Raw genomic sequence first — 12,778 nt, forward strand, 5'->3', positions numbered from 1 at the left:
CTCCGTCCCGGCCTATCCGAAGAGCTTCTTGAGCTCGCGGTTGACGGTGACGTCGGCCTTGGAGAGCTCGGCCTCCGGGTCACCGTTCTTGCGGACGCTGTTGGCGAAGACGTCCTCCAGTGCGGTGATCATGGCCTGGGTCCAGCCGATGTTGTCGAAGTGCCCGAAGTCGTTGAAGAGCTTGACGCCCTCGGCGGGCAGGCCGGTCTTGAGCTTCGTGGCGGACGCGGCGATCGAGGTGCGCGGCGGGATGTGGAAGCCGTACGAGAGCGCGAAGTCCTCCTGGTACTTCTTCTGCTCGATCCACAGCCACTTCACGTACTCCTTGGCCACGTCGGCGTTCTTGCCCTTGGCGTTGACGAACATCGACCAGCCGCCGTTGTAGACCGACTGCTTGCCGGAGTCCGTGACCTTCGGGAAGGGGAAGATCCCGAGGTCGTCGCCGAGCGCCTTCTGCATGACCGGCATGGCCCACATACCGCAGAACTGGATGGGGGTCAGACCCTGCACGATCGCGGAGGGGTCCCAGTAGTCGGTCGGGGCGTCCAGGAGCAGATGGCCGCTGGTGAACAGCTGGCGCATCTTCTTGATGCCCTCCTTGACACCCTCCGTGTGGTACGCGATCTGGTTCTTCGCGTCGAGAGTGTCGGCGCCGGCCGACCAGATCATCGGGCTGATGACCGCGTGCAGGTCGTTGCCGATGAACAGGCCCTTGACCTTGCCGGTGGTGAGCTTCGCCGCGGCCTCGATCAGCTCGTCGAGGGTGGTCGGCGGCTGGATCTTCGCCTTCTCCAGCACGGACTTGCGGTAGAAGAAGAACTGCGGGTCGTCGATCATCCGGACGCCGTATATCTTCCCGTCCACCGTGTGCGAGGCGATGTCGGCCGGGTTGAAGTCGGACTTGACCGGATCGATGATGTCGCTCAGGTCCGCCACCTGACCGCTCTTGATGAGCTGGATCTGCGGGTGGAACTCGAACACGTCGGGGGCGTTGTCGGTGAGCAGCGCGGAGAAGAGCTTGCTCTCGTAGTCCGCGCTGGTGATCCACTGCGTGTTCACCGCGGCCTTGTCGTAGCCCTTCGCGTACCGCTTGAGGGCGTCCTCGACGCCGGCCTCCCCGTACGCGTGGAAGTACTGCTTGACGGACTTGCCCGAACTCCCGCCCCCGGAACGTCCGTTGTTGCTTCCGCACGCGGCCAGCGGCCCCAGCGCGGCCAGCCCCGCGGCGGCTCGCAGGACGGATCGACGGTCCCAGTTGCTGCTCATTGCCGACATGGTGACGTCCTTGTCTCTTGTACGGCTGCGGCTCGAAATCGCTGTGCGGTGCGGGACGCTAACCTTCGGTTAAGGCTTCGGCAAGGGGTTGGACGAAGTCTGTTCGAAGCGTTGTCTGCGGTTCGGCCGATCGAACAGGGGCGTGGGCGGGGCGAGTTGGCGGACCGCAGGCCCGGCGGCCCACGGTCCTCCCGAGGGCGGTGTGGCGGGGGACGGTCCTCTAGAGGGCGGTGCGGCGCGGGACGGTTCTGCCGCCGGCGGGCTTCTGGCCCACCGGGTTCAGGGCACCCTCCAGGGCGAAGGTCGCGGCGCCCAGGCAGACCGGGTCGGTGGGGATGGGGGAGAGCACGATCTCGGTGGCGGCCAACGGCCGCCGCAGCGCGTGCCGGGCGACGGCCTCGCGCACCTCGCGCAGCAGCGGCTCGCCGAGCGTGGCGGCCACCCAGCTGCTGAGCACGACGACTTCGGGGTTGAGGAGGTTGATCAGGTCCGCGATGCTCGCGCCGAGATAGCGGGCGGTGTCCCGGACGACCTGGAGCGCCACCGGGTCGCCGGCGGCGACCCCACGGGACAGGGCGTCGATGGTGGCGGTCTGGTCGTCGGGATGCAGCAGCGGGCTCCGCGGGCTCGACTCCCGCAGGTTCCGCATGATCCCGGGCGCCCCGACGTATGTCTCCACGCAGCCGTGGTTGCCGCAGTGGCACGGCCGCCCGTCGAGGACCAGTGTCGTATGCCCCCACTCGCCCGCGCTGTTGCTCACCCCGCGGTGCAGCCCGCCGCCGAGCGCGAGCCCGGCACCGACCCCCGTGCCCAGGTTGACGACGACGGCGTCCCCGCGACCGCGGGCCGCGCCGAACCACAGCTCGGCGACCGCGCAGGCGCGCAGCGGGTTGTCGAGGTGGAGGGGGTAGGCGATGTGCTCGGCCAGCAGGTCGAGCAGCGGCACGTCGTGCCAGTCCCAGTTCGGCGCGTATTCGGAGATGCCGGTGTCGCGGTCCACCTGGCCCGGCACGCTGACCCCGACGCCCAGGACGCGCGCGCCCTCGACCCCGGCCTGCGCGACCACCGAGCCGACGGCCGCGGCGACATGCCCGACGACCTGCTCCGGGCTGCTCTCGCCGGGGCGCATGTCCTCGGTGGCGCGGGCGAGCACGTTCAGCGCGAGGTCGAACAGCTCCACGCGGACGTACGTCTCCGCGATGTCGACGCCGATCAACGCGCCCCCCGACGCGTTGACGGCCACGAGTCCCCGGGGGCGGCCCCCCGCGGAGTCCTCGAACCCGACCTCGGTCAGCATTCCGAGGTCGAGCAGTTCACCGACGAGCGTGGCGACCGTGGCCAGGCTCAGCCCGGTGGCCGCCGCCAACTCCTGCCGTGAGGTGGGGGACGCGGCGATGATCTGACGCAGCACCTCGTAGCGGTTCGCGGTGCGGATGTCACGCGATGTCCGCTTCACCTGCTTTGCCACCTCGGTCCTCCGTACCGCACAGCGGGGCTAGGGCCTGTCCGGCGGATCATGCCGCAGACGTGACCCCCATCGCGTCGACGCCCCCCGCCGCCTTGCAGCTGCACGCACCAAGCCCCACTCGCCGGCGTCGATGAGGCACCGCCCGTTTCCTGCGACCTGATCCGCCGGACAGGACCTGGGCGGTCCCGGCGCGGCGCAAGGCTATGGCCTGGCGGGGACGTTCGACAAGGGGTTAGGAAAGGGGGTGAACAAAGTCCCGCACGAAGGTGTTGGTGAACGTGCCCGCCGGGTCCATGGTTTCGGCCAGGGCCCTGAAGTCGTCCAGTCGCGGGTAGCGCCCGCGCAGCACCTCCCCGGGCGTGGTGAACACCTTGCCCCAGTGCGGTCGGGGGTCGAACGGCTCCAACGCCTCCTCGACCCGACGCACCACCGGCAGGACGGCCGCCGTGTCCTCGACCCAGGTGAAGTGCAGGGCCACGGTGTCCCGGCCGTACGCGGGGCTCAGCCACTGCCGGTCGGCCGCCACGGTGCGCACCTCGCAGATCTGGAGCAGCGGTGCGATGTGCTCGCGGATCGCGTCGAGGACGTGCAGCGCCTCGAGCGCGTGCGGGCGCGGCAGCAGGTACTCGGACTGCAGCTCGGCCCCGCTGCTCGGGGTGAACTCCGCCCGGAAGTGCGGCAGCCGCTCGTGCCACGGTCCTGGCACCCCGAACTGCTGGGTGCAGTTCTCCGCGGGCATGCCCGGCACGGGGTGCATCGCCTCGGTGGCGGGCGCGGCCCAGGGGAAGTCGGGCAGCGGCTGGTCGGTGCGGCGCTTGAGCCACACCTGCCGGAAGCCCGGACGCCCCCAGTCGGTGAAGAGACTCACGCTGTACGCCGTCGCCGCCACCGTCTCGAAGTCGAGCCCGGCGAGGGGAAGTTCGGTGAAGACGTGCTGGCTCACCTCGAAGTCCGGTTCCACGTCGAGGGTGAGGGCGGTGACGACACCGAGTGCGCCGAGGGAGGTCACGGCACCGTCGAAGCGTGTGTCGTCGCGGCCGATCGTGACGGTCGAGCCGTCCGCCGTGACGATCTCGACCTCGCGCACGGCGGAGGCGAGGGAACCGTTGGTGACGCCCGAGCCATGGGTGCCGGTCGCCACGGAGCCCGCGACGGAGATGTGCGGGAGGGAGGCCATGTTGTGCAGGGCGAACCCGTACTCGTGCACCCGGCGGGCCAGTTCGGCGTACCGGACGCCGCCCGCGACCCGTACCGTACGGGCGGTCGAGTCGACGTCCACGGTCGGGGGCAGCGCGGTGAGCGAGACCAGTACGCCGTCGTCGCCGGGCTCGGCGATCTCGTTGAACGAGTGCCCGCTGCCGAGGACACGGACGCGTGCGCTCTCCGCGACGAGCGCCGCGAGGGCGTCGTGCGTGTGCGGGCGGTGCAGTTCCTTGGCGGTGTACGTGATGTTGCCGGCCCAGTTGGTCAGGGTTTCTGTCATCCCTGTCGTTCCTCCCCGGGGGGTTGCCGTGCGCGGCCGTGCGGTGGCCACTGCTGGAAACTACCTCGGGAGTCCGTCGGTCCGGTGTTCCGGCCCTGGCCACGCTCATCGTGGCGGTCCCACCCACGGCCTCTGTCGCGCGGCGACACCCGACGATTACGGTGGAGAGCGCTTGCTGTTGCCGCGTCCGTAGTCACCGAGCCGGAGGGTAGCTGCTGTCGCTGGAGTGCACTCGAGCACGTTGTGGTGAGCGGGAGCGAGTGCCGGTGGGAGGTGTCGCGTCACGTGCCTGGAGGGAACCGGTGTTCTTGTGTCGAATGGGTGACCTTTGCGGGTGGTGCTCGTTGGATGCGGTGACGGGATCTTCGGGTGCGGGCAGAAGGCCTCCAAGAAGGCGCCCGGGGGTTACCGGTCGAAGCGGGAGTGGCATGCCAAGGCACGTCGCCTGCAGGTGCTGGAAGACCGGCTGGCCGCCGAGCGGGCCGACCGTGAGGCGGGGCTCGTGCACGTCGTACGCGGCGGCAAGTACCTGGCCCGCACCCGGCATCACCTGGATGCCGCCCGCCTCACCGAGGCGCAGTGGCGTGAACTCTGGGAGGCTGAACGGTGGTTCTGCCAGGCGGATGGCGAGTCCGGGAAGCGGTACGGCAACGAGACGATCCGCGTCAGTCCCGAGGGCGAGGTGAGTATCAAGCTGCCCGCGCCGCTCGCGCATCTGGCGAACGCCGGGCACGGCCGGTACGTCCTCGCCTGCCGCGTCATGTTCCCGCACCGGGGCATTGAGTGGGCCGACCGCGTCGAGGCCAACCGGGCGGTCGCCTACCGCATCCATCTGGACGTGGGCCGGGACCGCTGGTACCTGACCGCCTCCTGGCAGATCCCACTCATCCCGACCATCCCCATCCATGCCGCGCTCGCCGACGGCGTGATCGGTGTGGACATGAACGCCGACCACCTCGCCGCCTGGCGCTTGGACGTCCACGGCAACCCGACCGGCACCCCGCGCCGCTTCTTCTACGACCTGACCGGCCACGCACAGCACCGCGATGCCCAGGTCCGCCACGCCCTCACCCGGCTGCTGCACTGGACCAGGACCTGCGGCGTGAAGGCGATCGCCATCGAGGACCTGGACTTCGCCGCGGACAAGACCCGCGAAAAACACGGCCGCAGGAAACGGTTCCGGCAGGTCATCTCCGGCATGCCCACCGGCAGGCTCCGCACCCGGCTGACCTCCATGGCCGACCAGACCGGCATCGCCATCATCGCCGTGGACCCCGCCTACACCAGCCGCTGGGGCGCCCAGCACTGGCAGAAGCCACTCACCAGCAGCAACCGTAAGACGACTCGCCACGACGCGGCAGCGGTGGCGATCGGAAGACGCGCCCAGGGACACCCGATCCGGCGACGGATGGCACCGCCCTCGCACGACCAGAGCGATCGTGCGAGGCATCGGACCGCCCAGGCCCGACCGGAGGTCTCTGGGCGTGAGGGAACCCGCCCCCGCATTCCCGGACCACGGACCCGATCCGTGCCGCCCGGACGCGGAGCGAACGCGGGGGACCAGTGTGCCCAACACCGTCCGGGGCACGCGGCTGAGCACGGGTCTTGGCAACAGGACTCACTCCCGCTCAGTCTTTAGGAATGGTTGACTCCTTGCCCGAGCGTCCCGTGGCGATGTTCGCCATGTCCGCCGAGAACGTGCCGCAGATCTTTCCGCCCGAGGTGATGGCCCGACTGCGTGAGGTCGTGGACATCGATCCCGCGCTGGTGGCCGAGGACTTCTCGGGGCCTCGTGTCCGCGAGGCGCTCGCCGGGACCGAGATCCTGATCACCGGCTGGGGCTGCCCGCGGCTGGATGCGGTCACGCTGGACGCAGCGCCGAAACTGCGTGCCGTGCTGCACTCCGCGGGCTCGGTGAAGGGCTTCACCACCCCGGCGGTCTGGGACCGCGGCCTCGTGGTGTCCTCGGCCGCCGTCGCCAACGCGCTGCCCGTCGCCGAATACACCCTCGCCATGATCCTTCTCGCCGGCAAGGACCTCTTCGCGCAACGCGACCGGTTGCGTGCGCGGCGCTCTCTGCCCGGGTGGGCTCTCGTTCCCGGCATCGGCAACTACGGCCGCCGTGTGGGTGTCGTGGGAGCGTCCCGTATCGGCCGCCGTGTGATCGAACTGGTGCGTCCCTTCGATCTGAGGGTGAGCCTCACCGACCCGTACGTCGACGAGGGCGCGGCGGCCGAGCTGGGGGTCCCTCTCCTCCCGCTCGACGACCTGCTCGCCACCAGCGACATCGTCACCGTCCACGCCCCTCAGACCCCCGAGACCCGGCACCTGATCGGTCGCCGTGAACTCGGTCTGATGCCGGCCGGGTCGGTTCTCATCAACACCGCGCGGGGTTCGCTCGTCGACCACGACGCGCTGATCGACGCGTTGCGGGCCGAGCGGGTGAGCGCGATCCTCGACGTCACCGACCCCGAGCCGCTGCCGGCCGACTCCCCCCTCTACGACCTCCCCAACGCCTTCATCACCCCCCACCTCGCCGGCTCCCAGGGCAACGAGCTCACTCGGCTGGGTCTGACGGTTCTCTCGGAGGCGGAGCGGGTTGTTGCGGGGGAGGGGGTGGAGTTCGGGGTGGATGTGGGGGTGTTGGAACGGGGGGCGTGACGTGGGTGTGGGGGTGTTGGAACGGGGTGTGACGTGGACGCGGGGGTGTTGGAACGGGGTGTGACGTGGACGCCGGGTTTTCCTCGCCCCCGCCGCCCCTACCCGTCCCATCCCCCGGGGGCTGCGCCCCCGGCCCCCGCTCGGGGCTGCGCCCGCGGCCCCCGGTTGGGGCTGCGCCCCCGGCCCCCCGTTGGGGCTGTGCCCGTGGGACCTCGTTCGGGGCTTCACCCCCAACCCCGCCCGGGGCTCCGCTCGTGGGACCCCGCCGGGGGCTGCGCTCCGGGCCTGTTCTCGGGGCTGCGCCCCCGACCTCAACTCGGGGCTCCGCCCCGAGCCCGCTCTCGGGCTCGTCCTCGGACGGGCTCTCGGGGCTCTGGCCCGACCACCCCCCCCCGGACCAGCCCCCGGACCAGCCCCCGGACCTGCGCTGAGGGGTGCGCCCTGGACTCGGCCCGGGGCTGTGCCCCGGACTCCGCGCTGGCGCCGGACGTGGCTCCTCCCGTGTGCGTCGCGCGCCGCGAGGGGACCCGGCAGGGCTGGCGTGCAGGCAGGGGCATACCGTGAGGAGTCGAGTACGGGGACTTGAACGGGTCGGGAGCGAGGAGAACGGGATGGTCGGCAGCCGCACCGCGTTGGTCGAGGATCTGATGGAGCGGTTCCCGCACGTACCGCGGGAGGCCGTCTTCAAGGAGGACCTGCTCCGAGGGGGTGTGGCCTTCGACGAGTCGGCGCTCTCCGACAACGAGGACGGTGACGTCAAGCCGAAGTCGTACTTCATCTTCTCCTTCGACCACGGCACCCTGCCCGAGCTCGGCGAGGCCGCGCTGCGCCGCCCGCCCGAGGAGATCATCCTCACGGGTGGGCCGTACGACCTCCGGCGGACCGTGGTGTCCGTGCGGGTCAATCCCACCTCGCCCTACCGCGTCGCCGCCGACGAGGAGGGGGTGCTCGGGCTCTACCTCGACGGGAAGCGGATCGCCGACGTCGGCGTGCCGCCGATGCCCGAGTACTACCGGCACACGCTCTCCAACGGGAAGTCCGTGATGGAGGTCGCCCCCACCATCCAGTGGGGCTATCTGATCTACCTCACCGTCTTCCGGGTCTGCCAGTACTTCGGCGCCAAGGAGGAGTGCCAGTACTGCGACATCAACCACAACTGGCGCCAGCACAAGGCGGCGGGGCGCCCGTACACCGGGGTCAAGGACGTCGAGGAGGTCCTCGAAGCCCTGGAGATCATCGACCGGTACGACACGACGAAGGCCTCCACCGCGTACACCCTCACCGGCGGCGCGATCACCTCGAAGCTGCAGGGGCGCGACGAGGCCGACTTCTACGGCCACTACGCCAAGGCCATCGAGGAGCGCTTCCCGGGGCGTTGGATCGGCAAGGTCGTCGCGCAGGCGCTGCCGCGCGACGACGTGCAGCGGTTCAAGGACTACGGCGTGCAGATCTACCACCCCAACTACGAGGTGTGGGACCGGCGGTTGTTCGAGCTGTACTGCCCGGGCAAGGAGCGTTATGTCGGCCGCGACGAGTGGCACAAGCGCATCCTCGACTCCGCGGAGGTCTTCGGCGCGCGCAACGTGATCCCCAACTTCGTTGCCGGCGTGGAGATGGCGGAGCCGTTCGGCTTCACGACCGTCGACGAGGCCATCGCCTCCACCACCGAGGGGCTGCGCTTCTTCATGTCGCACGGCATCACGCCCCGCTTCACCACCTGGTGCCCGGAGCCCACGACCCCGCTCGGCAAGGCCAACCCCCAGGGCGCGCCGCTGGAGTACCACATCCGGCTGCTGGAGGCCTACCGTTCGACCATGGAGGACTTCGGACTGTCCTCCCCGCCCGGATACGGCCCGCCCGGACCCGGCCACGCGGTCTTCTCGGTGAGCTCCTTCATGGACAGCCTCCCGGCGCGGGAACCCGCGGTGACGGAAGCGGCCGAGCCGAAGCTTCCGTAGAACCTCTTAAAAGTCGACGACGATCGAGACGTATCGGCCTCCCTTCCGTATCACCTTCCATACGGCGGGAGGGAGGCTGCGCGCGCTCGGACGAACGGCGCCGCAACCGCTTGCCACGCTAATTGAATACCTCGCTTGTCAGTTGTGTGGAAAGCGTGAAAGGCTCGGGCCCCGTCGTAGAGACGGCCTCAACTCCCCTGTACAGAGGGTGAGTTGACGATCACGTTGTTCAGACGTTTCTAGACGTTGCACCTGGAAGCAGTTGATGCAGGAGCCCCCCATGCCTGACCTGCCGACCCCCCAGAACGCCGCCGAGGCCGCGCTGCTCTCGGAGTGCTGGGACGCGGTCCTGTCGTACGCCGATCTGTGCACGTCCGGCTCGGCCTCGGCCACGCAGTTGGCGACCGAGGCGTTCACGCACGGCATCGACGAACTGCGCGCCGCCACCGCGGCATCGAAGAGTACCGGTACCGGACGCCGGGCGCTCAGGCTGCCCCGCATTCCGCTGCTGCTGGCCTCCGTCCGTACCGTGGCCGCCGCCTGGGAGACGAACGGGCTCGGCCATCGGCTCGACCCCGACCTGCGCCTGTGGCTCCACTCCGACAAGGCCGCCCGCTACATCGGACCGCCGCTGCACCGCCCGCTCGCGCTGCGCGGCCTCAGGGACATGCAGGAGCCGGACGCCGTTCTGCTGTGGCTGGCCGAGGTCGAGTCGCTGCCGATGTCCGCGGTGGCCCGGCGGCTCGGTCTCGATCCGGCGGCCGCGTCCTCCGAACTCGCCCAGGTGCGGGCGCTGTTCCGGGACCGCTGCCACCGCAACCACCTCGACACGCCGATGAACGCCTACTGCCGCAGCTACGCGCGGCTCCTCGACGCGGTCACCCGCTCACCCAGCGCCGAGACGCCCGAGGACCTCTCCCGGCACCTGGCGCGCTGCGTCGAGTGCGCGGAGGCCGCCGCCTGTCTGCGGCTGCACGGCGGCGGGCTGCCCGCGGCGCTCTCCAGCGGTGTGATCGGCTGGGGCGGCCTCGCGTATCTCGAACGGCGGCGCCGGGCCGCCGAGGCCGGCATGATCGGCGGACGCACGGACGCGGCGGTGGACACGGGGCTGAACGAGGGCAAGCCGGTCCGGCCCCGGATCGGCCGGACCGGGATCCTGGTCACGGCCGTCCTCGTGTCCGCACTGGCGCTCACGGTCTCGCTGATGCCCTTCGGCGGCTCGAAGGGCGACGACGCGAACGCCGCGCAGGGCGAGTCGACGGACGGGCAGTCCCTGGCGGACCCGGGCCCCTCCCTCCCCTCGGGCTCGACGACGAAGTCGGGGTCGAAGTCGGGGTCGGGATCGGGGACGGCGGGCTCGCCCGCGGTGGCGGACTCGACCTCGCGTCCGGCGGGCAACTCCGATCAGGAGGCCCAGGGCGAGTCCTCGTCGCCCGCCGGGAAGCAGGGCGGGGCGACGGGTTCCCCGAAGAGCGCCGCGCCGGACTGCCGGGTGAAGTACGAGATCGTGAGCGAGTGGCCGGACGGCTTCCAGGCCACCGTCACCGTCACCTCCACAAAGGCCCTCGCCACTTGGAGCCTCGGCTGGACCTTCAAGGACGGCCAGCGCGTGGGTCAGATGTGGGACGGCACCTTCACCCAGAACGACTCCCACGTCACGGCCACCGCCGCCGACTACAACAAGACCGTCGCCGCGAACGGCACCTTCACCTTCGGCTTCCTCGGTTCCTGGACCGGCTCCAACTCGGCCGCGCGCAACTTCACCCTCAACACGGCCAGTTGCCAGGCCGCCGGCTGAGCATCCGGCCGACCGGTACGACGCGCGAAGAGCCGGTATGACGCGCGAAGAGACCGTGTGACGCGCGAAGAACCGGACACCGTCCCCTCACCCCGTCACCACCTCCCCACCACCCCTCCAGCGGCGGAAACCTGATTTTCCGCCAAGTCCGCCGCCCTGGCCGGTTCCCCGTCTCGACGGGGTCGGCCGTTCCGCGCCGGTCCTGACCTCAAGGTCGTCGGTGGGGCGGGAGTGGAGGCGGACGGTTCGATCGCGGTCACCGGTGGTGGGGGCGTCATGAGGGGACGGCACCCCGGGCGACCCACCTGGCACTTCGCCACTTACCGACCAGTACGACCGATCTGGCGTAATTCACTCGTCTCAATGCTTCGCTCTGCCACCATCAACGCCTCTGAAAAGTCAGGCGGCACGATTGCGGCGGGGGGCGTGGCCATGGGGCTGCTCGGCAATGAGCTGGCTTTCGCACGCGCTCTGACCCCTCAGGAGCGCGAGAGCGTGATGGCTCTCGGCAGCCGGAAGCATTACGCGGCCGATGCCCATCTTCTGACGGAGGGTGACCGGTCCAGTCACGTCCTGATCATCATTCGGGGCTGGGTGACCGTTTCCGTGGCGACGGACCGGGGTGCCACGCGGCTGATACTCGGTCTGCGGGGTCCCGGTGAACTGCTCGGCGAGATGGCCGCCCTGGACCCGCATCCCCGCAGCGCCACCGTGCGCGCGCTGGGTCCGACCGAGACCCAGGTCATATCCGGGGACGCGTTCCGCCGGTTCCTCGCCCTGCACCCCCGCGTCAGCGGTCTGGTGATACGCCAGCTCACCTTCCGACTGCGCAGCGCCGACCAGGAGCGGTCCGCGCTCGCCTCGCTCACCGTGCTGCAACGGCTGGCCAGCCGGCTCACCGAACTGTCGAGAGCCGAGCCCTCCGGCCCCTACCACCCGGCCGTACCGGGCGGCGCCATGCACACGGGCACCGTCGTCCAATTGGCCCAGGACGAACTGGCCGCCACCATCGGAGCCACCCGGGAAGCCGTCGCCAAGGCACTGAAGCTGCTGCGCACCCAGCACGTCGTGCGTACCGGCAACCGGATGGTGGAGATTCTCGACCCCGAACTGCTCGCACTCCTCGCGGACGGTCATCAGGAGTAGACCCACGCCTTGTCGTAACCCACGCCTCGTCGTGTGTAAACGGCTACAGACGGCCTTCGTCCCCGGGCCCGACGCTGAGGGGGACGGCAAGTGGAAAGAACAAGGGGGCACGGGGTGGACCACGACGCGATGGATCTCACCGCAGCACGCTACGAGTTGGTGATCAGCGTCGACGCCCGGCGTTCCGGGGAATACGACGACGTCGACAAGCAGCGCATGCGCGAGCGGATCTACCGGGTGCTGGAGGCGGCCTTCACCCACGCCAAGGTGGCGCGGGACGCCGTACACATGGAGGACCGCGGCGACGGTGTGCTGCTGTCGGTGGTCGGCCGGATCGCGGTGACCCGGCTGCTCGGCCTGTGGATGGTCGAGGTGCACGAGAATCTGCGGGACGAGAACCGCGGCCTGCTTGTCCCCCTCGGGCTTCGGGTGGGCATGCACGTCGGGCCTGTCCGGCACGACGGCCGGGGCATCAGCGGGCGCGCGGTCGACCTCGCCTGTCGGCTGGCCGACTCGCCGCTTGCCCGGCGACTGCTGGACACCGAGCGGGCCGACCTCGTGCTGGTGACCTCCCAGTCGCTCTATGAGGACGTGGTCAGCAGCGGCGGCAAGTTCATCGAGCCCGCGCACTACTCCTCCGCCCGCCTGGAGCTCAAGGAGGGCGAGGTCACCGCCTGGTTCCACCTTCCAGGCCGACCCGCTCCGCAGATCCCCGACGCACCGGTACCGCCTGCCGCACCGGCCGGTGACCCGCCGCCCACCGCGGACACGACCGCCGGTCACGCCGATGACGTCGAGGAAGGCCAGGACGTCGAGGAAGGCCAGGACGTCCAGGACGTCCAGGACGTCAAGTGTGACGACCCGGCCGACGGTCCTGGCGCCCGCTACACCGTCCACGGCGACATGTCGCAGCACAGCGACAACGTCTACCAGCAGCCCGTGCACATCGGGCGGATCACCGGCGACGCCGGCCGACGGAAGGGCTGATC

9 protein-coding genes are annotated in these 12,778 nt (G+C 70.2%); 6 read left to right on the plus strand and 3 right to left on the minus strand.

The genetic code is table 11. The annotated features are described in order from the left end of the window. Positions 1-12 precede the first annotated feature (12 nt). The 3 genes from ACZ7M3_RS26710 to ACZ7M3_RS26720 all read right to left on the minus strand — a co-directional run bounded on the left by ACZ7M3_RS26710 (position 13) and on the right by ACZ7M3_RS26720 (position 4,226). Entirely contained in the window at positions 13-1,275 is a 1,263-nt protein-coding gene (locus tag ACZ7M3_RS26710; protein ID WP_472066193.1) for an ABC transporter substrate-binding protein, read from the minus strand. 220 nt (positions 1,276-1,495) lie between these two features. Then, on the minus strand, positions 1,496-2,731 hold the full coding sequence (locus tag ACZ7M3_RS26715) for an ROK family transcriptional regulator (protein WP_472066461.1): 1,236 nt from the start codon (positions 2,729-2,731) through the stop codon (positions 1,496-1,498). A gap of 244 nt (positions 2,732-2,975) precedes the next feature. Continuing rightward, a complete protein-coding gene (locus ACZ7M3_RS26720; protein WP_472066195.1) occupies positions 2,976-4,226 on the minus strand; it encodes an FAD-binding protein in 1,251 nt (416 codons plus the stop codon). A 334-nt stretch (positions 4,227-4,560) separates the two neighbouring features. Here ACZ7M3_RS26720 and ACZ7M3_RS26725 point away from each other — a divergent pair, with 334 nt between their 5' ends. From ACZ7M3_RS26725 to ACZ7M3_RS26750, 6 genes are all read left to right on the plus strand, one after another. After that, on the plus strand, positions 4,561-5,865 hold the full coding sequence (locus ACZ7M3_RS26725) for a nuclease/transposase family protein (RefSeq protein WP_472066197.1): 1,305 nt from the start codon (positions 4,561-4,563) through the stop codon (positions 5,863-5,865). A 14-nt stretch (positions 5,866-5,879) separates the two neighbouring features. Continuing rightward, a complete protein-coding gene (locus tag ACZ7M3_RS26730) occupies positions 5,880-6,887 on the plus strand; it encodes a hydroxyacid dehydrogenase (RefSeq protein ID WP_472066463.1) in 1,008 nt (335 codons plus the stop codon). A gap of 611 nt (positions 6,888-7,498) precedes the next feature. After that, entirely contained in the window at positions 7,499-8,845 is a 1,347-nt protein-coding gene (locus tag ACZ7M3_RS26735; RefSeq protein ID WP_472066199.1) for a radical SAM protein, read from the plus strand. A gap of 280 nt (positions 8,846-9,125) precedes the next feature. Beyond that, a complete protein-coding gene (locus ACZ7M3_RS26740) occupies positions 9,126-10,643 on the plus strand; it encodes a cellulose binding domain-containing protein (RefSeq protein ID WP_472066201.1) in 1,518 nt (505 codons plus the stop codon). Between the two features lie 432 nt (positions 10,644-11,075). Further along, a complete protein-coding gene (locus ACZ7M3_RS26745) occupies positions 11,076-11,789 on the plus strand; it encodes a Crp/Fnr family transcriptional regulator (protein ID WP_472066465.1) in 714 nt (237 codons plus the stop codon). A gap of 114 nt (positions 11,790-11,903) precedes the next feature. Further along, complete coding sequence (locus ACZ7M3_RS26750) at positions 11,904-12,776, plus strand: hypothetical protein (protein ID WP_472066203.1); 873 nt, start codon at positions 11,904-11,906, stop codon at positions 12,774-12,776. Positions 12,777-12,778: the final 2 nt, after the last annotated feature.

Source organism: Streptomyces sp. NPDC111656 (assembly GCF_055656965.1).